Origin of the sequence: Pseudomonas sp. SWRI68 (assembly GCF_014269165.1) — a bacterium.
Classification (GTDB): domain Bacteria; phylum Pseudomonadota; class Gammaproteobacteria; order Pseudomonadales; family Pseudomonadaceae; genus Aquipseudomonas; species Aquipseudomonas capeferrum.
This window is the reverse complement of sequence record NZ_JABWRU010000004.1, coordinates 113,225-135,192: the sequence shown is the minus strand read 5'-3', so window position 1 is coordinate 135,192 and position 21,968 is coordinate 113,225. Positions and strand designations below refer to the sequence as shown.

Genomic DNA, 21,968 nt, shown 5'->3' with positions numbered 1-21,968 from the left:
TCAGTTGTTTTGGCGTCCCGCCCGCGGCGGGACTTTTCCACACTGATTGCTCTGCTCAAGGACCATTTTCATCATGTCCATGACCCCCCGCGAAATCGTTCACGAACTGAACCGCCACATCATCGGCCAGGACGACGCCAAGCGCGCCGTGGCCATCGCCCTGCGCAACCGCTGGCGGCGCATGCAGCTGCCGGCCGAGCTGCGTGCCGAGGTGACCCCGAAGAACATCCTGATGATCGGCCCGACCGGTGTCGGCAAGACCGAAATCGCCCGCCGCCTGGCCAAGCTGGCCAACGCGCCGTTCATCAAGGTCGAAGCGACCAAGTTCACCGAAGTCGGCTATGTGGGCCGTGACGTCGAATCGATCATCCGCGACCTGGCCGATGCCGCGCTGAAGATGCTCCGCGAGCAGGAGATCATCCGCGTGCGCCACCGCGCCGAAGACGCCGCCGAAGACCGCATCCTCGACGCCCTGCTGCCGCAGGCGCGGGTCACCAATTTCAGCGAGGAAGCCGCGCAGACCAGCAGCGATTCCAACACTCGCCAACTGTTCCGCAAGCGCCTGCGCGAAGGCCAGCTGGACGACAAGGAAATCGAGATCGAAGTGGCGGATGCCGTGGGCGTCGAGATTGCCGCGCCGCCTGGCATGGAAGAGATGACCAACCAGTTGCAGAACCTGTTCGCCAACATGGGCAAGGGCAAGCGCAAGGCGCGCAAGCTCAAGGTCAAGGAAGCGCTGAAGATGGTCCGCGAGGAAGAAGCGGGCCGCCTGGTCAACGAAGAAGAGCTCAAGGCCAAGGCCCTGGAAGCGGTTGAACAGCACGGTATCGTGTTCATCGACGAAATCGACAAAGTGGCCAAGCGCGGCAATGTCGGCGGCGCCGATGTGTCCCGCGAGGGCGTTCAGCGTGACCTGCTGCCGCTGATCGAAGGCTGCACCGTCAACACCAAGCTGGGCATGGTCAAGACCGACCATATCCTGTTCATCGCCTCGGGTGCGTTCCACCTGAGCAAACCGAGCGACCTGGTGCCTGAGCTGCAGGGCCGTCTGCCGATCCGTGTCGAACTCAAGGCACTGACCCCGGAAGATTTCGAGCGCATCCTGCAAGAACCGCACGCTTCGCTGACCGAGCAGTACCAGGCGTTGCTCAAGACCGAAGGGCTGAACATCGAGTTCCTCACCGACGGTATCAAGCGCTTGGCCGAAATTGCCTACCAGGTCAACGAGAAGACCGAGAACATCGGTGCCCGCCGCCTACACACCCTGCTCGAGCGCCTGCTCGAAGAGGTGTCGTTCAGTGCCGGTGACCTGGCCAGCACGCACGACGAAGCGCCGATCCAGATCGATGCCGGGTATGTGAACAGCCACCTGGGTGAGCTGGCGCAGAACGAAGACCTGTCGCGCTACATCCTGTAAGCGGCAAGCCTTGAGCTGCAAGCGACAAGCTGTTCAGTGTCGCTTGCAGCACCGCGAGACATGATTTTTCCGCGATGGCTTGAATATCACTTCTTGTAGCTGGAAGCTTGTAGCTTGTCGCTCAGAAGAGATTCAGCCCATGGCCCGCCTGCCCACCGCCATCAACCTGCACAAAGCCTCCAAGACCTTGAGCCTGACCTACGGCCCAGACGAGGTCTACCACCTGCCCGCCGAATTCCTGCGCGTGCACTCGCCTTCCGCCGAGGTCCAGGGCCACGGCAACCCCATCCTGCAAGTCGGCAAGATCAACGTCGGCCTCGCCGGCCTCGAACCCGCCGGCCAATATGCACTGAAACTGACCTTCGACGACGGCCATGACAGCGGCCTGTTCACCTGGGAGTACCTGGAACAGCTGTGCCTGCGCCAGGCGCAACTGTGGGCCGAGTACCTCGACGCGTTGCATCAGGCCGGAAAGTCCCGCGATCCGGCCGAATCCGTTGTGAAACTCATGCTCTAGCTCAAGCCGCCTACGGTTTAGAGCGCATTTTCTAATCTCATCTGCTTGAATGCCCTACAGACAGCTCAGTGACGAGCTGTCTTGCGCATTACATGAAAGTCGGGTAACCAATGGAGCTGGCAAGGTCCCTGCATTGTCTTCAAGGCAACCAGGACCAGGCCGGTATGTAGAGGTCGCGAGCGAAAGCAGGCTGTCTTCACACGCAGAACTCCCCGCAGCTCATCACCCCATGCAACCGGCCCGCAGCACCGCTGTTCCTTATCACTGGTCACCCGAGTAGCAGTACCGGGCTCTGGACTGTGCACCCCGCCACAGGCAACCGGTACTCGTCTCTGGACAACGGAGCGTCGTAGATGAGTAACAAGAACAACGATGAGTTGCAGCGGCAGGCCTCGGAGAACACCCTGGGGCTGAACCCGGTCATCGGCATCCGCCGCAAGGACCTGCTGAGTTCGGCACGCACCGTACTGCGCCAGGCCGTGCGCCAACCGCTGCACAGCGCCAAGCACGTGGCGCACTTCGGCCTGGAGCTGAAGAACGTGCTGCTGGGCAAGTCCAGCCTGACGCCCGAAAGCGACGACCGTCGCTTCAACGACCCCGCCTGGAGCAACAACCCCCTTTACCGCCGCTACCTGCAAACCTACCTGGCCTGGCGCAAAGAACTGCACGAATGGATCGGCAGCAGCGACCTGTCGCCCCAGGACATCAGCCGTGGCCAGTTCGTCATCAACCTGATGACCGAAGCCATGGCGCCGACCAACACCTTGTCCAACCCGGCGGCGGTCAAACGCTTCTTCGAAACCGGTGGCAAGAGCCTGCTCGATGGCCTGTCCAACATGGCCAAGGACATGGTCAACAACGGTGGCATGCCCAGTCAGGTCAACATGGACGCCTTCGAGGTGGGCAAGAACCTGGGCACCAGCGACGGCGCCGTGGTGTACCGCAACGACGTGCTCGAACTGATCCAGTACAGCCCCATCACCGAACAGGTGCATGCGCGGCCGCTGCTGGTGGTGCCGCCACAGATCAACAAGTTCTATGTATTCGACCTGAGCCCGGAAAAGAGCCTGGCGCGCTTCTGCCTGCGCGCCCAGCAGCAGACCTTCATCATCAGCTGGCGCAACCCGACCAAGGCCCAGCGTGAATGGGGCCTTTCGACCTACATCGATGCGCTCAAGGAAGCGGTCGACGCGGTGCTGGCGATTACCGGCAGCAAAGACCTGAACATGCTCGGCGCCTGCTCCGGCGGCATCACCTGCACCGCGCTGGTGGGCCATTACGCCGCCCTTGGCGAGAAGAAGGTCAATGCCCTGACCCTGCTGGTGAGCGTGCTGGACACTACGATGGACACCCAGGTCGCGCTGTTTGTCGACGAGCAGACCCTCGAAGCCGCCAAGCGCCACTCCTACCAGGCCGGCGTGCTGGAAGGCAGCGAGATGGCCAAGGTGTTCGCCTGGATGCGCCCCAATGACCTGATTTGGAACTACTGGGTCAACAACTACCTGCTGGGCAACGAGCCACCGGTGTTCGACATCCTGTTCTGGAACAACGACACCACGCGCCTGCCGGCCGCCTTCCATGGCGACCTGATCGAGATGTTCAAAAGTAACCCGCTGACCCGCCCCGGTGCACTGGAAGTGTGCGGCACCCCGATCGACCTGAAGCAGGTCACGTGCGACATCTACAGCCTTGCCGGCACCAACGACCACATCACCCCGTGGCCATCCTGCTACCGCTCGGCGCACCTGTTTGGCGGCAAGATCGAGTTCGTGTTGTCCAACAGCGGCCATATCCAGAGCATCCTCAACCCGCCGGGCAACCCCAAGGCACGCTTCATGACCGGCGCCGATTGCCCGGGCGACGCAGCGGCCTGGCAGGAGAACGCCACCAAGCATGCCGACTCGTGGTGGCTGCACTGGCAGAGCTGGCTGGGCGAGCGTGCCGGCGAGTTGAAAAAAGCGCCGACCCGCCTCGGCAACCGCGCCTATGCCGCAGGCGAGGCATCACCGGGCACCTACGTTCACGAACGTTGAGTTGCAGCGCCGTGGCCACCTGCGGGTGACCACGGTGTTTACTTCACCACAGAGCCACGCGCATGCCGCAACCCTATATCTTCAGGACCGTCGAACTGGACCAGCAGTCCATCCGCACTGCCGTGCGCCCTGGCAAGCCGCATTTGACGCCGCTGCTGATCTTCAACGGCATCGGCGCCAACCTGGAGCTGGTGTTCCCGTTCATCGAAGCACTGGACCCGGACCTGGAAGTCATCGCCTTCGACGTACCGGGCGTGGGCGGCTCGTCCACGCCGCGCCAGCCCTACCGCTTTCCGGGGTTGGCCAAGCTGACGGCACGCATGCTCGACTACCTCGATTATGGCCAGGTCAATGTGATTGGCGTGTCCTGGGGCGGCGCGCTGGCCCAGCAGTTCGCCCACGACTACCCCGAGCGCTGCAAGAAGCTGGTGCTGGCAGCCACGGCTGCGGGCGCGGTAATGGTGCCGGGCAAGCCCAAGGTGCTGTGGATGATGGCCAGCCCCCGGCGCTACATCCAGCCCTCCCATGTGATCCGCATCGCCCCGCTGATCTACGGCGGCGGCTTTCGCCGCGACCCGGACCTGGCCATGCACCACGCATCCAAGGTGCGTTCCGGCGGCAAGCTGGGCTACTACTGGCAACTGTTCGCAGGGCTAGGCTGGACCAGCATTCACTGGCTGCACAAGATCCAACAGCCCACGCTGGTGCTGGCAGGCGATGACGACCCGTTGATCCCGCTGATCAACATGCGCCTGCTGGCCTGGCGGATTCCCAATGCCCAGCTACACATTATCGACGACGGCCATCTGTTTCTGATCACCCGGGCCGAGGCCGTCGCCCCGATCATCATGAAGTTCCTTCAGCAAGAGCGTCAGCGCGCAGTCATGCACCCTCGCCCGGCTTCGGGCGTGTAGGCGCGGGTTTGCCTGCGATGGGCATCAGGCGCAAGGGTCAAGACCAGGGAGTGTTGCCATGAAAGACAAACCGGCCAAAGGAACGCCAACGCTTCCCGCCACCAGCATGAACGTGCAGAACGCCATGCTCGGCCTGCGCGGCCGCGATTTGATATCCACCCTGCGCAGCGTCGGCCGCCACGGGCTGCGTAACCCGCTGCACACCGCCCGCCACCTGCTGGCCCTGAGCGGCCAACTCGGCCGGGTGATGCTCGGCGACACGCCCTACCAGCCAAACCCGCGCGACACGCGCTTCAGCGACCCGACATGGAGCCAGAACCCGCTGTACCGGCGTGGCCTGCAAGCCTACCTGGCCTGGCAGAAGCAGACCCGCCTGTGGATCGAGGAAAGCCACCTGGACGCCGATGACCGGGCCCGTGCGCAGTTCCTGTTCACCCTGATCAACGACGCCCTGGCGCCCAGCAACTCGCTGCTCAACCCGCTGGCGGTGAAGGAGCTGCTCAATACCGGCGGCCAGAGCCTGCTGCGTGGCGCGGCGCACCTGCTCGACGATCTGCGCCACAACGACGGCCTGCCTCGCCAGGTCGACGAGCGTGCCTTCGAGGTGGGCGGCAATGTGGCGGCAACCCCAGGCGCCGTGGTGTTTCGCAACGAGTTGCTGGAGCTGATCCAGTACCAGCCGATGAGTGAAAAGCAGCACACCCGCCCCCTGCTGGTGGTGCCGCCGCAAATCAACAAGTTCTACATCTTCGACCTGAGCGCGACCAACAGTTTCGTCCAGTACATGCTCAAGAATGGCCTGCAGGTGTTCATGGTCAGCTGGCGCAACCCCGACCCACGGCACCGCGAGTGGGGCCTGTCCAGCTACGTTCAGGCCCTGGAAGAAGCGCTCAATGCCTGCCGCAGCATCAGCGGCAACCGCGACCCCAACCTGATGGGCGCCTGCGCCGGCGGCCTGACCATGGCGGCGCTGCAAGGCCACCTGCAAGCCAAGCACCAGCTGCGCCGGGTACGCAGCGCCACGTACCTGGTCAGCCTGCTCGACAGCAAGTTCGAAAGCCCTGCCAGCCTGTTCGCCGACGAGCAGACCCTCGAAGCCGCCAAGCGCCGCTCCTACCAGCGCGGCGTGCTGGACGGCGCCGAGGTGGCGCGCATCTTCGCCTGGATGCGGCCCAACGATCTGATCTGGAACTACTGGGTCAACAACTACCTGCTCGGCAAGACCCCGCCAGCCTTCGACATTCTCTACTGGAACGCCGACAGCACGCGCCTGCCCGCCGCACTGCATGGCGACCTGCTCGACTTCTTCAAGCTCAACCCACTGACCCACCCGGCGGGCCTGGAAGTCTGCGGCACGCCCATCGACCTTAAACAGGTCGACCTCGACAGCTTCACCGTGGCCGGCAGCAACGACCACATCACCCCCTGGGACGCCGTGTATCGCTCGGCCCTGTTGCTGGGCGGCGAACGGCGCTTTGTACTGGCCAACAGCGGGCATATCCAGAGCATCATCAACCCACCCGGCAACCCCAAGGCCTATTACCTGGCCAACCCCAAGCTGTCGAGCGACCCGCGTGCGTGGTTCCACGACGCCCAACGCAGCGAGGGCAGTTGGTGGCCCTTGTGGCTGGAGTGGGTCACACCCCGTTCCGGCCCACTGAAGGCGCAGCGTACCGAGCTTGGTAATGCAACCTATCCGCCGCTGGGCCCTGCGCCAGGCACCTATGTCCTGACCCGATGAGCACACCGCCTGGATGAAAACCCGCGACCGTATCCTTGAATGCGCCCTGCAGTTGTTCAACCAGCAGGGCGAACCGAACGTCTCGACCCTGGAGATCGCCAACGAGCTGGGCATCAGCCCTGGCAACCTGTACTACCACTTCCATGGCAAGGAGCCTGTGGTGCTGGGCCTGTTCGAGCGCTTCGAAGAGGCGCTGATGCCCCTGCTCGACCCGCCCCTGGAGGTGCGCCTGGATGCCGAGGACTACTGGCTGTTCCTGCACCTGATCGTCGAACGCATGGCCCAGTACCGTTTCCTGTTCCAGGACTTGTCGAACCTGACCGGGCGCCTGCCCAAGCTGGCCCGTGGCATGCGCAGCCTGATCAACGCGCTCAAGCGCACCCTTGCCGCGTTGCTCGCCAGCCTCAAGGGCCAGGGGCAGGTGGTAAGCGAGACCCAGGCACTGGGGCAACTGGTGGAGCAGATCACCCTGACGCTGATGTTCTCGCTGGATTACCAGCGCGTGCTGGGGCGCGAGGGGGATGTGGGGATTGTCGTGTATCAGGTGATGATGCTGGTGGCACCGCACCTGCAGCCCCCGGCACGGGCGGCGGCGGAGCAGTTGGCGGTGAGGTACCTGGAGGGGTAGAGCTGTTCAATCGGCAGTGGCTTCTTCGCGGGCTTGCCCCGCGAAGAAGCCACGCAGTATCAGGCTTCGGTAACTGCGCTCACCGGCGCCGACGGTGTATTGCTGGCCGGTGCCACGCTTGGCGCTGGCGCTGCGGTGGCAGCGGGTGCGGCGCTGGTGGCCGGTGTTGCCGGTTTGGCCGCAGCCGGTTTGGCCGGGGCCTTCTTCACCGCAGGTTTCTTCGCTGCAGCAGGCTTGGCCGCAACAGACTTGGCAGCCGGTTTTGCCGCCGGCTTGGCAGCAGCAACCTTGGCTGCGGGTTTGGCCGCAGCAACCTTGGCCGCAGGCTTGGCAGCAGCGGTTTTAGCAGCCGGTTTGGCAGGCGCCTTGGCCAACGGCTTGGCCGCAGTCTTGCTCGCAGCAGCTTTGCTCGCAGCAGCCTTGGAAACCGGCGTGACCGAAGCACCGGTCAGCTTCTCGATCTGCTTGGTCAGGCTGTCTACCTGCTGGTGCAGGGCCTTGATCTCGTTGCGGCTAGGTACGCCCAGGCGCGAGATGGCGCTGTTCAGGCGCTTGTCGAAGGCTTCTTCGAGCTCGCTCCACTTGCCCAGCGCACGGTCCTTCACGCCAGACACCCGCGAGGTGGTCGAAGACTTGGCGGTTTCGGCGACATCTTCAGCGGTCTTCCTGGCCTGCTTCTCGGCCTTCTCGCCGTCTTTCACCAACGTGTCGAACAGCTTCGGGCCGTCCTGGTCGATCTTCGAATAGATACCCAGCCCGGCCAGCCAGATCTTGCGGGAGTACTTCTCGATCCCGCCGACCCAGGAGCTGCTTTCTTTATCGGAATTCTTCTTGCCAGCCATCCTGCTCTCCTTATGGTTTGTGCGCGACGCGCTCAAGCAGCTCGTGCAGCTGTTCAAGCTTGATGGACAACGCCTCAACGTCATGTTTAGACGGAATGCCGAGGCGATTCAAGGCGCGACCAACCCGTGCGTCGAAAGCTTTTTCGATCTTGTCCAGTTGAACTTCGACCTTGCCGCGTACGCGGCTGACTTCCTGGGTCGCTTCGTCGATCTGGGTATTGGCGGCATCGAGCTCTTTGTCGATGCGTTTCTTGCCACGTTTTTCAACGCCTTCGCCGGCCTTGACCAGCTCGCTGAAGTACTCGGAACCTTCCTGGCCGACGCGGGCGTAAGCGCCGATACCTGCCAGCCAGATCTTGCGCGCGTAGCCGCGCACCTCGCCCAGGGTGCCCAGGGCGTCGTCCTTTTTCTTCACATTCACTTTGGCCATGCTCTGTACCTCATGCTCATGAGTGGAGAGGAACCGCCCATGGAGGTTGGGCTTGAGCATAAGGTAGAGCGCGAAATTAGAATTCTCACCCTAAGGTGGCAGGCCTCAGGCCAGGGCTTTATCCAGCGCCCGCTCGATCTCGCCCTTGATGGTGCCGCTCATCATCGACAGCATCATGCCCAGTTTCAGCTCGACGCGGATGCTGTCGTCACCGATGTGCACGCTGCCGTTGGCGCCACTGCGCGCCACGTCGACGCGGTCGCCGTTCCAGGTGGCCTTGAGGTCATATTCGCGGCTCAGCTTGTCCACCAGCGCTTCGGCCTTGGCGCGAGCGGCCTCGCGGCCGAGGGAGTGTTTGCGTTCGACGCTGATCTGGGTCATGCGGGTGTTCCTGGATATGAAGACATAATCGGCATTATGCCCGCCCCTGCCCCCCGGCACACCCCGCCAAGACAAATCCGCCCGTTCGCCCTAGAATGGCGGTAATTTTTTCCGGTGAAGCGATATGAACGACCAGCGCAAAGGCGAACACGCCGAACCCACCACCCATTTTGGCTACCAGGACGTCCCCGAGAGCCAGAAAGCCAAGAAAGTCGCCGAGGTGTTTCACTCGGTGGCGGCCAAGTACGACCTGATGAACGACGTGCTTTCCGGCGGCATGCACCGCCTGTGGAAGCGCTTCACCATCGAGCTGTCGGGCGTGCGCAGCGGCAACCGCGTGCTGGACATTGCCGGCGGTACCGGTGACCTGGCCGCCAAGTTCTCGCGGCTGGTCGGCCCGACCGGGCAGGTAGTGCTGGCCGACATCAACGAGTCGATGCTCAAGGTTGGCCGTGACCGCCTGCTCGACCGTGGCGTGGCGGGCAACATCGAGTTCGTCCAGGCCGACGCCGAGAAGCTGCCGTTCCCGGACAACCACTTCGACTGCGTGACCATCGCCTTCGGCCTGCGCAACGTCACCCACAAGGACGAAGCCATCCGCTCGATGCTGCGCGTGCTCAAGCCGGGCGGGCGCCTGTTGATCCTCGAATTCTCCAAGCCGACCAGCAAGCTGATGTCCAAGGCCTATGACGCGTACTCGTTCGCCTTCATGCCACTGGCCGGCAAGCTGATCACCAACGACTCGGAAAGCTACCGCTACCTGGCCGAATCGATCCGCATGCACCCCGACCAGGAAACCCTCAAGGCCATGATGGTCGACGCCGGCTTCGACCGCGTCACCTACCACAACATGACCAGCGGCATCGTCGCCGTACACCGGGGAATCAAGCCCTGATGCTGCTGGCCGGGCTGCTCGCCAGCGTCGAACATGGCCTGAACCGCGTCCTGCGCATGGACAGCACGGCATTGCCGCGGCTGGCTGCGCTCGAAGGCAAGGTCATCGAGATCGATTGCCGTCAGCCGGCCCTGCAGGGGTTCATCCTGCCCGATGAAGACGGCCTGATGCTGGCCGCGCACTGGGAAGGCGAGGTCGACTGCAGCCTGCGCGCCCCCGCTGGCAGCCTGGCGCAACTGGCCTTGGCCAGGGACAAGACCGCCGTGTTGCACAGCCCGCAGGTCGAACTGCATGGCGACAGCGCCGTGCTGCTCGACCTGTTCGGCGTGTTGCAGGACCTGGAGCTGGACTGGGAGCACGAGCTGCAGCGTTGGCTCGGCCCGGTCGCCACCGCGCTGCTGGCAGGCCACATCCGCCTGCGTGCGCGCTGGACCCGCCAAGGCCTGACGCGCTTCAGCCAGAACCTCTCCGAGTACCTGGCCGAAGAGTCCCGCACCCTGGTCGGCAAACGCGAAGCCGAAGCCGCCTTCAGCGAGCTCGATGCCTTGAAGGTCGATACAGAACGCTTAGAGGCGCGCCTGCTGCGCCTCTCCCGATCCCTTGATACCAGCGATAACGCATGAAGCTGCTCGCCGTCCGCCGTCTCTTTCGCATCCAGCGTGTGGTGATCCGCTACCGCCTCGATGACCTGCTGTTCGACCTGCCCCTGCCCTGGTGGCTGATGAGCCTGCGCCTGCTGATGCCCTGGCGCTGGCTGCCGCGCACGCCCTCCGCGCTCAGCCGTGGCGCGCGCCTGCGCCTGGCGCTGCAGGACCTGGGGCCGATCTTCATCAAGTTCGGCCAGCTGCTGTCCACCCGCCGCGACCTGCTGCCCACCGACATCGCCGACGAACTGATGCTGCTGCAAGACCGCGTGCCGCCGTTCGACCCGAAAAAGGCCGTGGCCTTGATCGAGGAGCAGCTCGGCGCCAAGGTCGGCGAGGTGTTCAGCCGTTTCGACGTCGAGCCGCTGGCCTCGGCCTCGGTGGCCCAGGTACACGCCGCGCGCCTGAAGAGCGGCGAAGAAGTCGTGGTCAAGGTGGTACGCCCGGGCCTCAAACCGATCATTGCCCAGGACCTGGCCTGGCTGTTCCTGATCGCCAAGGGCGCCGAGCGGGTGTCTGCCGACGCTCGCCGCCTGCACCCGGTCGAAGTGGTCAACGATTACGAAAAGACCATCTACGACGAACTCGACCTGCTCCGCGAGGCGGCCAACGCCAGCCAGTTGCGGCGCAACTTCGAGGGCTCCGAGCTGATGTACGTGCCCCAGGTCTACTGGGACCTGTGCCGGCCCAAGGTGCTGGTGATGGAGCGCATCTACGGCGTGCCGGTCACCGACATGGCAACCCTGGCCGACCAGCGTACCGACATGAAGCTGCTGGCCGAGCGCGGTGTGGAGGTGTTCTTCACCCAGGTGTTCCGTGACAGCTTCTTCCATGCCGACATGCACCCCGGCAACATTTTCGTCAGCACGGTAAAGCCGTGGAGCCCGCAGTACATCGCCATCGACTGCGGCATCGTCGGCAGCCTCACCGCAGAGGACCAGGATTACCTGGCGCGCAACCTGATCGCCTTCTTCAAGCGTGATTACCGCCGCGTCGCGCAACTGCACATCGATTCGGGCTGGGTGCCGGCGCACACCAAGGTCAATGAGTTCGAAGCCGCGATCCGTACCGTGTGCGAGCCGATCTTCGAAAAACCGTTGAAAGACATTTCCTTCGGCCAGGTGCTGATGCGCCTGTTCCAGACCGCCCGGCGCTTCAACATGGAGGTCCAGCCGCAACTGGTGTTGCTGCAGAAGACCCTGCTCAACATCGAGGGCCTGGGCCGCCAGTTGTACCCCGACCTGGACCTGTGGAGCACCGCCAAGCCGTTTCTGGAACGCTGGATGCGCGAGCGCTACAGCCCAAAGGCCATGGTCGGCAACCTGTACAGCCAAGCCGAGCAACTGCCGCACCTGGCCGGTATGACCCGCGACCTGCTCGAACGCCTGTCGCAACCGCACCTGCACGACCCGCAACTGCCCCAGCGGCGCCGCCAGGGCGACCGCTGGGCACTGCGCCTGCTCGGCGCCGGCCTGCTCGGCGGTGGCGCGGTACTGGCCGCAGGTGCCGCCGAGGCCGCCAGCCTGGCCGCCCCGGCCGCCTGGCCGGCATGGCTGATGCTGGCCGCTGGCCTTTACCTGATCGTGCGCCAATAGCCAGCCGCGCCTCTGGCTGGCACACTAGCGCAAAGGGCCCGGCACAGGAGCGGGCCCGTTTTGGAGTCGACGATGAAAGACTGGCTGGACGAGATCAAGTGGAACAGCGATGGCCTGGTACCGGCCATTGCCCAGGACCACAAGACCGGACGCGTGCTGATGATGGCCTGGATGAACCGCGAATCCCTGGCCCTGACTGCCGCCGAGCAACGCGCCATCTACTGGTCGCGCTCGCGTGGCAAACTGTGGCGCAAGGGCGAGGAGTCCGGCCACGTACAGAAATTGCACGAAATGCGCCTGGACTGTGATGCCGACGTGATCATCCTGATGGTCGAGCAACTGGGCCATATCGCCTGCCATACCGGCCGCGAAAGCTGCTTCTACCGCGTCTACGAAGACGGCCAATGGCAAACCGTCGACCCGGTCCTGAAGGACCCGGACGCCATCTATAGCGCAGGACACTGACATGAGCGACACCCTCAACCGCCTGGCCGAAGTGCTTGAACAACGCAAGCACGCGGCGCCCGACAGCTCCTACGTGGCAAGCCTGCATCACAAGGGCCTGAACAAGATCCTCGAGAAGCTCGGCGAAGAGTCCATCGAGACGATCATTGCCGCCAAGGATGCTGCGATCAGCAAGGATTACAGCGATGTCATCTATGAAACCGCCGACCTGTGGTTTCATAGCATGGTGATGCTCAGCGCGTTGGGGCAGCATCCACAGGCCGTGCTCGATGAACTGGAGCGCCGTTTCGGGCTTTCCGGGCATGACGAGAAGGCTGCGCGTCAACCTTCCGCCTGACTGAATAGAATTCTAGGAGAGCAACATGGGTATCTTTGACTGGAAACACTGGATTGTACTGCTGGTGGTGGTGGTGCTGGTGTTCGGCACCAAGAAGCTGAAAAACTTCGGCAGCGACCTCGGCGAGTCGATCAAGGGCTTTCGCAAGGCCATGAGCGACGAAGAGAACAAGCCGGCCGAGCAGACGCCGCCGCCTGCACAGCCCGTTCCGCCAGTGCAGAACACTGCCCAGCAAGCCCAGGGCCACACCATTGAGGGCCAGGCCCAGCCGGTCCAAGAGCCACAGCGGAAAGACTGACCCATGTTCGGCATCAGTTTCACTGAGCTGCTGCTCGTCGGCCTCGTCGCCCTGCTGGTGCTCGGCCCCGAGCGCCTGCCCGGCGCCGCGCGTACGGCCGGGCTGTGGATCGGGCGCCTCAAGCGCAGCTTCAACAGCATCAAGATGGAAGTCGAGCGCGAGATCGGCGCCGACGATATCCGTCGGCAGCTGCACAACGAGCACATCCTGCACATGGAAGAGGAAGCCCGGCGCATCCTCAACCCGCAGACGCCAGCGGTGCAGCCACCGGTCACCACGGCCACGGTGCAACCTCCCGCAGGGCTCGAAGCTACGCCAGACGCCACGCCTGCCGCCCCGGCCGCACCCTCTGAACCGCCACAACCGCCGCGAGCCCCATGAGCGAAAATCCGGAACACGACCAGCCCATGCCGCTGGTCTCGCACCTGACCGAACTGCGCACCCGCCTGCTGCGTTGTGTCGCCGTCATCTTCCTGATCTTTGCCGGGTTGTTCTCCTTCGCCCAGCAGATCTACACCCTGGTCTCGGCGCCGTTGCGCGACCACCTGCCGGCCGATGCGACGATGATCGCCACCGACGTGGCCTCGCCGTTCCTCACGCCGTTCAAGTTGACCATGATCGTGTCGTTGTTCCTGGCGATCCCGTTCATTCTTCAACAGATCTGGGGCTTCATTGCACCCGGGCTGTATCGCCATGAAAAACGCATTGCCATTCCGCTGCTGGTGTCGAGCATCTTCCTGTTCTACGCCGGCATGGCCTTCGCCTATTTCCTGGTGTTCCCGCTGATTTTCGGCTTCTTCGCCAGCGCCACCCCGGAGGGCGTGTCGATGATGACCGACATCGCCAGCTACCTCGACTTCGTCATGACCCTGTTCTTCGCCTTTGGCGTTGCCTTCGAGATCCCGGTGGCCGTGGTGTTGCTGGTGTGGATCGGCGTGGTCGACGTGAAGTACCTGAAGAAGGTTCGCCCTTACGTGATCATCGGCTGCTTCGTGGTCGGCATGGTCCTGACCCCACCGGACATCTTCTCCCAGACCTTGCTGGCAGTGCCCATGTGGCTGTTGTTCGAGGTCGGTGTGCTGTGTGGCAGCCTGATCCGCAAGCGCAGCGAGCACGATGAAGCCGCGAACGATCACAACGACCAACCCCCTGCGACGCAACCGTGAACCTGCTGTTACTCGAACAAGCCGATTTCATCGCGGCCGACCGCGTGGTCCTGGCCGACCGGCGTTTCACCCACATGCAGGAGATTCACCGGGTGGCGGTGGGCGATAGCCTGCGCGTCGGGCAGGTCAACGGGTTGATGGGCCGCGCCACCGTGGTGCGCCTGGAAGGCCATGAAGCGGAACTGCAAGTGGGCTTCGACCAGCCGCCACCGGCCAAGCTGCCGCTGACCCTGGTGCTGGCGGTGCCGCGGCCGAAAATGTTGCGCCGGCTGTTCCAGACCGTCGCCACCCTGGGTGTCGAGCGCCTGATCCTGGTGAACAGCTACAAGGTCGAAAAGAGTTTCTGGCAAACGCCTTTCCTTAACCCCGAAAGCATTCGCGAAAACCTCATCCTGGGCCTGGAGCAGGCCCGCGACACGGTGTTGCCCGAGGTGATCATCGAGAAGCGCTTCAAGCCGTTCGTCGAAGACCGCCTGCCGGCCATCGCCGAAGGTACCTTGGGCCTGGTGGGCCACCCCGGCCCCTACCCTGCCTGCCCGCGGGCCGTCGAGCAAGCGGTGACCCTGGCCATCGGCCCGGAGGGTGGCTGGATCCCCTATGAAGTCGAGCTGCTGGGCAAGGCTGGCCTTGCGCCTGTGCAACTGGGTGAGCGCATCCTGCGCGTGGAGACTGCCGTAATCGCGCTGTTATCGCGTATTTTCTGACGCAATCGTCAGGCTTTTCACCCATCAAGTTTCTCTCTCCCGGGCCGATGCCTTGGCAACACAATAATTAACCGTGCTGCCAAGTTACCGGGGAGTCGAACATGTACCGATGGTTAGCCCACGTGCTGGGAAATGTAAGCGTCAATCGCAAGCTGGGGCTGGGCTTCGGCCTGGTACTGCTACTGACCCTGGCCATTACCCTGACCGGCTGGCACGGCCTGGACAGCGTCATCGACCGCGGCGACAAGCTGGGTAATATCTCGGTGATCCAGCAATACACCCAGGAACTGCGCATCGCCCGCCAGCACTACCAGCGCGACCGCAATGACGCCGCTGTGGCCGAGCTGGAAAAGGCCCTGGCCAATCTTGATCGCCAGGTGCAACTGATGCTGGGCCAGATCGAACTCCCCGCCGACCGCCAGCGCCTCGAACAACAGCGCGAGGCCGTGCGCATCTATCAACAAGCGTTCAACGACCTGAAACAGGCCGGCCAGCGCCGCGAGGCCAGCCGTGCCGTGCTTGGCGACAGCGCCGACAAGGCCGTCGAGCTGGTCGGCCGGGTCCAGCGGGGCCTGCTGCAGGGCGGCGATATCAGCCAATACCAGTATGCGGTGGACGTCAGCGCACTGCTGCAACAAGCGCGCTTCCAGGTCCGTGGCTATACCTACAGCGGCGATGCGCAGTACCAGCAGACCGCACTGAAGGCCATCGACCAGGCCCTGGCCCAACTCAAGGCGCTGCCGGCCAAGGTGCCCGCCGAACATGCCGCCAGCCTCGACGATGCCGCCACCGCCCTGGCCGGCTACCGTGACGCGGTCAACCAGTTCGGCAGTGCGCAGGCTGCCAGCGAGCAGGCGCTGCAACACATGGCCGACCAGGGCTCGGTGCTGCTGCAGACCAGCCAGACGATGACCACTTCACAGACGGCAGTGCGCAACGCCGGTGCCAGCCAGGCCAAGACCCTACTCGCCGCCGCCACCGCCCTGGCCCTGGCGTTGGGGCTGCTGGCGGCCTGGGCCATCACCCGGCAGATCATCATCCCGCTGCGCCAGACCCTGAACGCTGCCGAGCGCGTGGCCAGTGGCGACCTGAGCCAGGACTTGCCGGTACAACGCCGCGACGAACTGGGCCAGTTGCAGGCCAGCATGCAGCGCATGACCCAGGGCCTGCGTGAGTTGATCGGCGGCATCGGCGACGGTGTCACGCAAATCGCCAGCGCCGCCGAGGAACTGTCGGCGGTGACCGAGCAGACCAGCGCCGGGGTCAACAACCAGAAGGTAGAAACCGACCAGGTGGCGACGGCCATGAACCAGATGACCGCCACCGTGCACGAGGTGGCACGCAATGCCGAACAGGCCTCGGAAGCCGCGTTGATGGCCGACCAACAAGCCCGCGAGGGTGATCGGGTGGTGGGTGAGGCGGTGGCCCAGATCGAGCGCCTGGCCTCTGAGGTGGCCAACTCCAGCGAAGCGATGAACCTGCTCAAGGCCGAGAGCGACAAGATCGGCAGCGTGCTCGATGTGATCAAGTCGGTGGCCCAGCAGACCAACCTGCTGGCCCTCAACGCGGCGATCGAGGCAGCACGGGCCGGCGAGGCCGGGCGTGGCTTTGCCGTAGTCGCCGACGAAGTGCGCAGCCTGGCCCAGCGTACGCAGCAGTCGACCGAAGAAATCGAAGAGCTGATTGCCGGCTTGCAAAGCGGCACGCAACGTGTGGCCAGCGTGATGGACAACAGCCGCCAGCTGACCGACAGCAGTGTCGAACTGACCCGCCGCGCCGGAGGCTCTCTGGAGACCATCACCCGTACCGTGTCGTCGATCCAGGCGATGAACCAGCAGATTGCCACGGCGGCGGAAGAACAGAGCGCGGTGGCCGAGGAGATCAACCGCAGCGTGATGAATGTGCGGGATATCTCCGATCAGACCTCGGCGGCCAGTGAAGAGACGGCCAGCTCCAGTGTGGAACTGGCGCGGTTGGGCACGCACCTGCAAGGGCTGGTAGGGCGGTTCAGGCTCTGATCGTGCAAGGCCTGCGGGCGTGGTGGACTGCCTTGCGTCGCGATCGGGGCGCGTAGCGGCCCCAGCACTCTCTGCGGCGAAGCTGAAAAACCAGGGGCGCTACGCGCCCCGTTCGCGACGCAAGGCCGCTCCTACACAAGCGTCGCGGCGGGCCTGCAGAAATTCATACAGTCTTTGCTGAATTTTCCTACGGGATTATCAGGTCAAGTCCTACGCCTCCGCGGCCGATGGGCAGGGGTGTCATGCCGGCATTGCGCCGGCATGCCCTCTCTCAAACGGACGGAGACTCATCATGCTCGGCTACCTCAACCGCAGGCTCGGCAACGTCGGTGTCGGCGCCAAGCTTGCCCTCGGCTTCGCCGTGGTCTTGCTGCTTACCCTGGCCACCACCCTCAGCGGCTGGCGCGCGCTGGATGGCGCTATCACCCGCTCGGAACAACTCAGTGAAATCGGCCTGATCAACGACCTGGTCAAGGACCTGCGCGCAGAGCGCATCACCTATCGCGTGCTCGGCGACGACGCCAGCAAGTCGCGCATCATGCGTATCCTCGACCAGCTCGAAGGCATGCTGACCACCCTGCAGCAACGCAGCCATGTCGATGATTCACGCCAGATGCTCACCCAGAAGCTGCAATTGTTGCAGCGCCTGCGCGACGACTTCGCCGAACTGCAGCGCACGGTCGCACAGCGGCACGCGCTGCGCGAGGCCATGCAGGCGCAGGAGCAGAAACTCAACGACGTCATCGACGAACTGCAGACCCAGGCCTTGCTGAAGATGCCTGCCGACAGCCAGCAAAGCGGCGTGCTGGGCCTGATGGATACCCTCAGCCGTCACGTCGACGGCGCCAACCAGCAGAGCCTGGTACCCGCCTATACCTTCTCGCCCGTCGAGGGTTTCGCCAAGGTCGGCGATGGCGCACTTGACGCCGCCGACAGCAGCCTTGGCCAGTTGCTCAAGGGTCTAGCGCCCCTGGGCCTGCCACGCACGCTGACGGAACAGCCCGGTGTCGAGTTGGCCAAGTACCGCACCCGCCTGGACCAGTACCGTAGCGCCGCCGTGCGGGTCGAGCAGTTGCAAGGCAACATGGAAAACATGGGTGATGAGTTAAGCGCCGTCAGCGTGGAGTTGGGCGAGCGCAAGGTCGAGCAACGCGACAGCGAGGCCCTGGCAGCCCGCTCGTTGCTGACCAGCGTGGCCGTGCTGGCGCTGGTGGTGGGGGTCATCGCCGGCTGGCTGATCACCCTGCAGATTACCCAGCCGCTGCGCCAGACACTGGCCGTGGCCGCGCGTATCAGCAAGGGCGACCTGAGCCAGGTCGAGCCGGTGCTGCGCCGTGACGAGATGGGCCAGTTGCAGTCCAGCATGCGCGACATGACCTTGAGCCTGCGCGAGCTGATCGGCGGCATCGACCAAGGTGTCGGCCACCTGTCACAGGCGGCCACGCAACTGGCCGCCAGCAGTGAGGACACCAAGCTGCGCATCAACCAGCAACGCGAGGAAACCGACCAGGTGGCCACCGCCATGAACCAGATGAGCGCGACCGTGCAAGAGGTGGCGCAGAACGCCGAACAAGCATCGCTGGCCGCAACCAATGCCGACCAGCAGGCGCAGGTGGGCGATCAGGTGGTGGCCGAAGCCATCAGCCGCATCGAGCAACTGGCCGGGCAGATGGACGATTGCCTGGCAGCCATGCAGCATCTGGCGGGCGAAAGCCAGCGCATCGGCAGCATCCTCGATGTGATCAAGTCGGTGTCCGAACAAACCAACCTGCTGGCCTTGAACGCAGCGATCGAAGCAGCCCGGGCCGGTGAAGCCGGGCGTGGTTTTGCGGTGGTCGCCGATGAGGTACGCGGGCTGGCGCAACGGACCCAGCAGTCGACCGAGGAGATCGAACAACTGATCGAAAGCCTGCACAGCGGCACAGACGAGGTCACGCACCTGCTCGACAACAGCAAGCGCCTGACCGAGCAGAGTGTCGAGCTGAGCCGCAAGGCAGGGCATGCGCTGGGGCAGATCACCGATACGGTGTCGAGTATCCAGGGCATGAACCAGCAGATTGCCACGGCCAGCGAAGAACAGAGCGTGGTGGCCGAGCAGATCAACCGCAGTGTGCTGAATGTGCGCGATGTGTCTGACCAGACCAGTGCGGCCAGTGAACAGACGGCGGCTTCGAGTGGCGAGCTGGAGCAACTGGGGCGGCAGTTGCGGGGGATGGTCGGGCGATTCAGCCTTTGAGATTGCCGGGGGCGCAATGCGCCCCCAAGCGGTTACAGCACCTGGCGCAAGAACGCCTGCGCCCGCGGGTCCTTCGGCGTATCGAAGAACTGCGCCGGCGAGGCATCTTCCAGCAACTTGCCATGGTCGAAGAACAGCACCCGGTCAGCCACTTCCCGGGCAAAGCCCATCTCGTGGGTAACGCAGACCATGGTCATGCCTTCCTGAGCCAGGGTCTTCATCACATCCAGCACTTCGCCGACCATTTCCGGGTCGAGCGCCGAGGTCGGCTCATCGAACAGCATCACCTTCGGCTCCATGGCCAAGGCACGGGCAATCGCCACGCGCTGCTGCTGGCCGCCGGACAACCGCGACGGGTACTCGTTGGCCTTCTGCGCGATACCGACCTTCTCCAGCAGCGCCCGGGCCTTGGCCTCACGCTCGGCCTTGCCGCGCTTGCGCACCACCTTCTGCGCCAGGCACAGGTTCTCCAGCACGGTCATGTGCGGGAACAGGTTGAAATGCTGGAACACCATGCCGACTTCGCGGCGGTAGGCGTTGATGTCGGTCTTCGGGTCGGCCAGTTGCAGGCCGTCGATGGCCACATGGCCTTCGTCGAAATGCTCCAGGCCGTTGAGGCAGCGCAGGAAGGTCGACTTGCCCGAACCCGACGGGCCAAGCACCACCACCACTTCGGCCTTGGCCACACGCGTGGTGACATTGTCTACCGCGCGAACCACTTGGCCGCGGGTGTCGAAGACTTTTACCAGGTCACGGACTTCAATCACTTTGCGCAAGCCTCCGCTCGAGCCGGCTGGCCAGGTGCGACAGCGGCAGGTTGATCAGCAGGTACAGGCCTGCCACGCAGAACCAGATCTCGAAGGTCGAGAACGAGGTGGTGATGGCCTCGCGGCCGCTCTTGGTCAGTTCGGTAATGGCGATCACCGAGACCAGCGAGGTGTCCTTGACCAGGCTGATGAACTGGCCGGCCAACGGCGGCAGCACGCGTTTGAAGGCCTGAGGCAGGATCACATGGCGCATCGACTGGCTGGCGTTCAAGCCCAGCGAGCGGGCCGCCTCGTTCTGGCCGCGGGCGATCGACTGCACACCGGCGCGGACGATCTCGGCCACATAGGCCCCGGTGAACAGCGCCAGCGCCGCAACCCCGGCGAATTCGCGGGACAGGTTGAGCACGGTGCCAATGAAGAAGTAGAAGATGAAGATCTGTACCAGCAGCGGTGTGCCCCGCACCAGTTCGACGTACACCGTCGACAAGTCACGCAGGGTCGGGTTGTTCGATAACCGGCACAGGCCCGCGAACAGGCCGATCACCAGGCCCAGGGCGCCCGACACCACCGACAACCACAGCGTGGTCCACAGGCCCCACGCCAACGGGCCAGCCGCCCAGTGGCGGGTCACACCGACCTGGTCGCCTTCGGCGACGTCATCGCCACGGCTCAGTTGCAGGCTGTTGCTGTCCACATCGAGCACCTGCTCAGCGCCGTCTTCGCCCTTGAGCGAGACGCGGGCGGTGTCACCGGAGATGACGATGTCCTGCACGGTGCCATTGCTGGCGGCGCGCTGGGCGTCTTCGGCCTGGTAGGCAAAATACTGAGGGACGCGGTTCCAGCGCCACTCATAGGACATCATCGAGGTGGCCAGATACAGACTGACCGCCAGGCCAACCAGCACCAGCGCAGTCAGCGCGTGCCAGGGCCACTGGGCTTTCTTGTGTTTGATCACGGGGTTACTCCAGAAAGCGGAAAGCCGCAAGCTACACGCTGCAAGGAAAACCAGACCGCGTATTGGCCCACCTCCTCTTGCAGCTTGCAGCTTGCGGCTTGCGGCTACTTCTTATTCCATTTCCTTCAGCCAGTCCTTGTTCTTGAACCACTTGTCGTGGATACGATCGTAGGTCCCGTCATGCTTGATCTGGTGCAGGAAGTTGTTGATGAAGTTGATGCTGTCGTAGTCGCCTTTCTTCAGGCCGAATGCCAGCGGCTCGTAGGTGAAGGGTTCTTCGAGGAACAGCAGCTTGCCAGCGCCGGCCTTCTCCACCGCCACCACGTTGTAGGGTGCATCGTAGACGAAGGCGTCGGCCTTGCCGTTGACCACATCCATCACCGCTTCCTGCTCGTTGTCGTAGCCGTGGTACTTGGCTTTGGCGATCAACTTCTTGGAAACCATCTCGCCGGTGGTACCGAGCTTGGAGGTGATGCGGTACTTCTCGTTGTTCAGGTCTTTGTAGGTCTTGATCTCGCCCGCCAGTTCCTTGCGGATCAGCAGGGTCTGGCCGACCACGATGAAGGGTTCGCTGAAGTTCAGGCGCAGGTTGCGTTCCTGGGTCAGGGTCATGCCGCTGCCGATCATGTCGAACTTGTTGGTCAGCAGGGCCGGGATGATGCCGTCATAGGCGGTGGAGACGGTCTCCAGCTTGACGCCCATGGACTTGGCCATGGCCTTGAGGATATCGACCTCGAAGCCGATGATCTCGCCACGCTTGTTGGTCATCTGGAACGGCATGTAGGTTGGGTCCATGCCCACTTTCAGGGTGCCGCGCTTGACCGCGTCTTCGATGGCGCCAGCCTGGGCTGCCGAGACGGCGACCAGGGCGGTAACACCGACCAGCAGTCGCGAAAGGTATTTCTTGATCATCACCAAGTCCCCTAGCAAAAAAAGAAGCAAATCTTATTGTTGGCACGGCCGTACTGGCCGAAGCGTCTATCGG

General features: G+C 63.7%; 23 protein-coding genes. 17 read left to right on the top strand and 6 right to left on the bottom strand.

Translation table 11 applies throughout. The annotated features are described in order from the left end of the window. The first annotated feature begins 73 nt into the window (after positions 1–73). From hslU to HU770_RS08705, 6 genes are all read left to right on the top strand, one after another. Positions 74–1,417, top strand: coding sequence for an ATP-dependent protease ATPase subunit HslU (gene hslU, locus HU770_RS08730; RefSeq protein ID WP_033701920.1), 1,344 nt, complete (start codon positions 74–76; stop codon positions 1,415–1,417). A 139-nt stretch (positions 1,418–1,556) separates the two neighbouring features. Further along, on the top strand, positions 1,557–1,934 hold the full coding sequence (locus HU770_RS08725; RefSeq protein WP_033701921.1) for a DUF971 domain-containing protein: 378 nt from the start codon (positions 1,557–1,559) through the stop codon (positions 1,932–1,934). Positions 1,935–2,287: 353 nt separating this feature from the next. Continuing rightward, on the top strand, positions 2,288–3,967 hold the full coding sequence (gene phaC, locus HU770_RS08720; protein ID WP_186652862.1) for a class II poly(R)-hydroxyalkanoic acid synthase: 1,680 nt from the start codon (positions 2,288–2,290) through the stop codon (positions 3,965–3,967). 62 nt (positions 3,968–4,029) lie between these two features. Then, complete coding sequence (gene phaZ / locus HU770_RS08715) at positions 4,030–4,881, top strand: poly(3-hydroxyalkanoate) depolymerase (RefSeq protein ID WP_033701923.1); 852 nt, start codon at positions 4,030–4,032, stop codon at positions 4,879–4,881. Between the two features lie 58 nt (positions 4,882–4,939). Beyond that, complete coding sequence (gene phaC, locus HU770_RS08710) at positions 4,940–6,622, top strand: class II poly(R)-hydroxyalkanoic acid synthase (protein WP_186652865.1); 1,683 nt, start codon at positions 4,940–4,942, stop codon at positions 6,620–6,622. A 13-nt stretch (positions 6,623–6,635) separates the two neighbouring features. Beyond that, positions 6,636–7,250: a TetR/AcrR family transcriptional regulator gene (locus HU770_RS08705; RefSeq protein WP_033701926.1), complete on the top strand. Its 615-nt coding sequence runs from the start codon at positions 6,636–6,638 to the stop codon at positions 7,248–7,250. 59 nt (positions 7,251–7,309) lie between these two features. Here the strand turns inward: HU770_RS08705 and HU770_RS08700 are convergent, their stop codons facing one another. The 3 genes from HU770_RS08700 to HU770_RS08690 all read right to left on the bottom strand — a co-directional run bounded on the left by HU770_RS08700 (position 7,310) and on the right by HU770_RS08690 (position 8,903). After that, positions 7,310–8,092 (bottom strand): phasin family protein, encoded by a 783-nt coding sequence (locus HU770_RS08700; protein WP_186663493.1) that lies wholly within the window; start codon positions 8,090–8,092, stop codon positions 7,310–7,312. A gap of 10 nt (positions 8,093–8,102) precedes the next feature. Beyond that, entirely contained in the window at positions 8,103–8,522 is a 420-nt protein-coding gene (locus tag HU770_RS08695; RefSeq protein ID WP_033701928.1) for a phasin family protein, read from the bottom strand. A gap of 105 nt (positions 8,523–8,627) precedes the next feature. Beyond that, the gene (locus tag HU770_RS08690; RefSeq protein WP_033701930.1) at positions 8,628–8,903 is read right to left on the bottom strand and encodes a polyhydroxyalkanoic acid system family protein; all 276 of its coding nucleotides are present in this window, start codon (positions 8,901–8,903) and stop codon (positions 8,628–8,630) included. 124 nt (positions 8,904–9,027) lie between these two features. Between HU770_RS08690 and ubiE the strand changes: the two genes are divergently transcribed. The 11 genes from ubiE (at position 9,028) to HU770_RS08635 (ending at position 19,261) form a co-directional block, all read left to right on the top strand. Further along, positions 9,028–9,798: a bifunctional demethylmenaquinone methyltransferase/2-methoxy-6-polyprenyl-1,4-benzoquinol methylase UbiE gene (gene ubiE / locus HU770_RS08685; RefSeq protein ID WP_033701931.1), complete on the top strand. Its 771-nt coding sequence runs from the start codon at positions 9,028–9,030 to the stop codon at positions 9,796–9,798. After that, on the top strand, positions 9,798–10,421 hold the full coding sequence (locus tag HU770_RS08680; protein WP_186663492.1) for an SCP2 sterol-binding domain-containing protein: 624 nt from the start codon (positions 9,798–9,800) through the stop codon (positions 10,419–10,421). The genes ubiE and HU770_RS08680 overlap by 1 nt, the downstream gene beginning before the upstream one ends. Continuing rightward, complete coding sequence (ubiB, locus tag HU770_RS08675; protein ID WP_033701933.1) at positions 10,418–12,037, top strand: ubiquinone biosynthesis regulatory protein kinase UbiB; 1,620 nt, start codon at positions 10,418–10,420, stop codon at positions 12,035–12,037. Before HU770_RS08680 ends, ubiB begins: the two co-directional genes overlap by 4 nt. 72 nt (positions 12,038–12,109) lie before the next feature. After that, positions 12,110–12,502, top strand: a complete 393-nt coding sequence (gene hisI, locus HU770_RS08670) for a phosphoribosyl-AMP cyclohydrolase (protein WP_033701934.1) — start codon at positions 12,110–12,112, stop codon at positions 12,500–12,502. Position 12,503: 1 nt separating this feature from the next. Next, positions 12,504–12,839 (top strand): phosphoribosyl-ATP diphosphatase, encoded by a 336-nt coding sequence (locus tag HU770_RS08665; protein WP_033701935.1) that lies wholly within the window; start codon positions 12,504–12,506, stop codon positions 12,837–12,839. 25 nt (positions 12,840–12,864) lie between these two features. Continuing rightward, a complete protein-coding gene (locus HU770_RS08660; RefSeq protein ID WP_033701936.1) occupies positions 12,865–13,137 on the top strand; it encodes a twin-arginine translocase TatA/TatE family subunit in 273 nt (90 codons plus the stop codon). 3 nt (positions 13,138–13,140) lie between these two features. Next, positions 13,141–13,518: a Sec-independent protein translocase protein TatB gene (gene tatB, locus HU770_RS08655; RefSeq protein ID WP_186663491.1), complete on the top strand. Its 378-nt coding sequence runs from the start codon at positions 13,141–13,143 to the stop codon at positions 13,516–13,518. Further along, on the top strand, positions 13,515–14,303 hold the full coding sequence (gene tatC, locus HU770_RS08650) for a twin-arginine translocase subunit TatC (protein ID WP_186663490.1): 789 nt from the start codon (positions 13,515–13,517) through the stop codon (positions 14,301–14,303). Before tatB ends, tatC begins: the two co-directional genes overlap by 4 nt. Beyond that, positions 14,300–15,007, top strand: coding sequence for a 16S rRNA (uracil(1498)-N(3))-methyltransferase (locus HU770_RS08645; RefSeq protein WP_033701939.1), 708 nt, complete (start codon positions 14,300–14,302; stop codon positions 15,005–15,007). The genes tatC and HU770_RS08645 overlap by 4 nt, the downstream gene beginning before the upstream one ends. 101 nt (positions 15,008–15,108) lie before the next feature. Beyond that, positions 15,109–17,025, top strand: coding sequence for a methyl-accepting chemotaxis protein (locus tag HU770_RS08640; protein WP_186663489.1), 1,917 nt, complete (start codon positions 15,109–15,111; stop codon positions 17,023–17,025). Between the two features lie 292 nt (positions 17,026–17,317). After that, complete coding sequence (locus HU770_RS08635; RefSeq protein ID WP_186663488.1) at positions 17,318–19,261, top strand: methyl-accepting chemotaxis protein; 1,944 nt, start codon at positions 17,318–17,320, stop codon at positions 19,259–19,261. Positions 19,262–19,293: 32 nt separating this feature from the next. On the opposite strand, the gene HU770_RS08630 is transcribed toward HU770_RS08635, so the two are convergent. The 3 genes from HU770_RS08630 to HU770_RS08620 all read right to left on the bottom strand — a co-directional run bounded on the left by HU770_RS08630 (position 19,294) and on the right by HU770_RS08620 (position 21,892). Continuing rightward, positions 19,294–20,028 carry an amino acid ABC transporter ATP-binding protein gene (locus HU770_RS08630; RefSeq protein ID WP_033702582.1) on the bottom strand — a complete coding sequence of 245 codons (735 nt, stop codon included), beginning with the start codon at positions 20,026–20,028 and terminating at the stop codon, positions 19,294–19,296. After that, the gene (locus HU770_RS08625) at positions 20,021–20,983 is read right to left on the bottom strand and encodes an amino acid ABC transporter permease (protein ID WP_186652883.1); all 963 of its coding nucleotides are present in this window, start codon (positions 20,981–20,983) and stop codon (positions 20,021–20,023) included. Before HU770_RS08625 ends, HU770_RS08630 begins: the two co-directional genes overlap by 8 nt. 111 nt (positions 20,984–21,094) lie before the next feature. Then, positions 21,095–21,892, bottom strand: a complete 798-nt coding sequence (locus HU770_RS08620; protein WP_186652955.1) for a transporter substrate-binding domain-containing protein — start codon at positions 21,890–21,892, stop codon at positions 21,095–21,097. Positions 21,893–21,968 lie beyond the last annotated feature (76 nt).

Coding starts and splice junctions, on each gene's coding strand:
- ubiE (WP_033701931.1), top strand. CDS start 9,028: ATGAACGACCAGCGCAAAGGCGAACACGCCGAACCCACCACCCATTTT.
- hisI (WP_033701934.1), top strand. CDS start 12,110: ATGAAAGACTGGCTGGACGAGATCAAGTGGAACAGCGATGGCCTGGTA.
- phaC (WP_186652865.1), top strand. CDS start 4,940: ATGAAAGACAAACCGGCCAAAGGAACGCCAACGCTTCCCGCCACCAGC.
- phaC (WP_186652862.1), top strand. CDS start 2,288: ATGAGTAACAAGAACAACGATGAGTTGCAGCGGCAGGCCTCGGAGAAC.
- HU770_RS08690 (WP_033701930.1), bottom strand. CDS start 8,903: ATGACCCAGATCAGCGTCGAACGCAAACACTCCCTCGGCCGCGAGGCC.
- ubiB (WP_033701933.1), top strand. CDS start 10,418: ATGAAGCTGCTCGCCGTCCGCCGTCTCTTTCGCATCCAGCGTGTGGTG.
- HU770_RS08705 (WP_033701926.1), top strand. CDS start 6,636: ATGAAAACCCGCGACCGTATCCTTGAATGCGCCCTGCAGTTGTTCAAC.
- HU770_RS08680 (WP_186663492.1), top strand. CDS start 9,798: ATGCTGCTGGCCGGGCTGCTCGCCAGCGTCGAACATGGCCTGAACCGC.
- HU770_RS08660 (WP_033701936.1), top strand. CDS start 12,865: ATGGGTATCTTTGACTGGAAACACTGGATTGTACTGCTGGTGGTGGTG.
- tatB (WP_186663491.1), top strand. CDS start 13,141: ATGTTCGGCATCAGTTTCACTGAGCTGCTGCTCGTCGGCCTCGTCGCC.
- HU770_RS08665 (WP_033701935.1), top strand. CDS start 12,504: ATGAGCGACACCCTCAACCGCCTGGCCGAAGTGCTTGAACAACGCAAG.
- HU770_RS08640 (WP_186663489.1), top strand. CDS start 15,109: ATGTACCGATGGTTAGCCCACGTGCTGGGAAATGTAAGCGTCAATCGC.
- HU770_RS08635 (WP_186663488.1), top strand. CDS start 17,318: ATGCTCGGCTACCTCAACCGCAGGCTCGGCAACGTCGGTGTCGGCGCC.
- HU770_RS08695 (WP_033701928.1), bottom strand. CDS start 8,522: ATGGCCAAAGTGAATGTGAAGAAAAAGGACGACGCCCTGGGCACCCTG.
- HU770_RS08700 (WP_186663493.1), bottom strand. CDS start 8,092: ATGGCTGGCAAGAAGAATTCCGATAAAGAAAGCAGCTCCTGGGTCGGC.
- HU770_RS08725 (WP_033701921.1), top strand. CDS start 1,557: ATGGCCCGCCTGCCCACCGCCATCAACCTGCACAAAGCCTCCAAGACC.
- tatC (WP_186663490.1), top strand. CDS start 13,515: ATGAGCGAAAATCCGGAACACGACCAGCCCATGCCGCTGGTCTCGCAC.
- hslU (WP_033701920.1), top strand. CDS start 74: ATGTCCATGACCCCCCGCGAAATCGTTCACGAACTGAACCGCCACATC.
- phaZ (WP_033701923.1), top strand. CDS start 4,030: ATGCCGCAACCCTATATCTTCAGGACCGTCGAACTGGACCAGCAGTCC.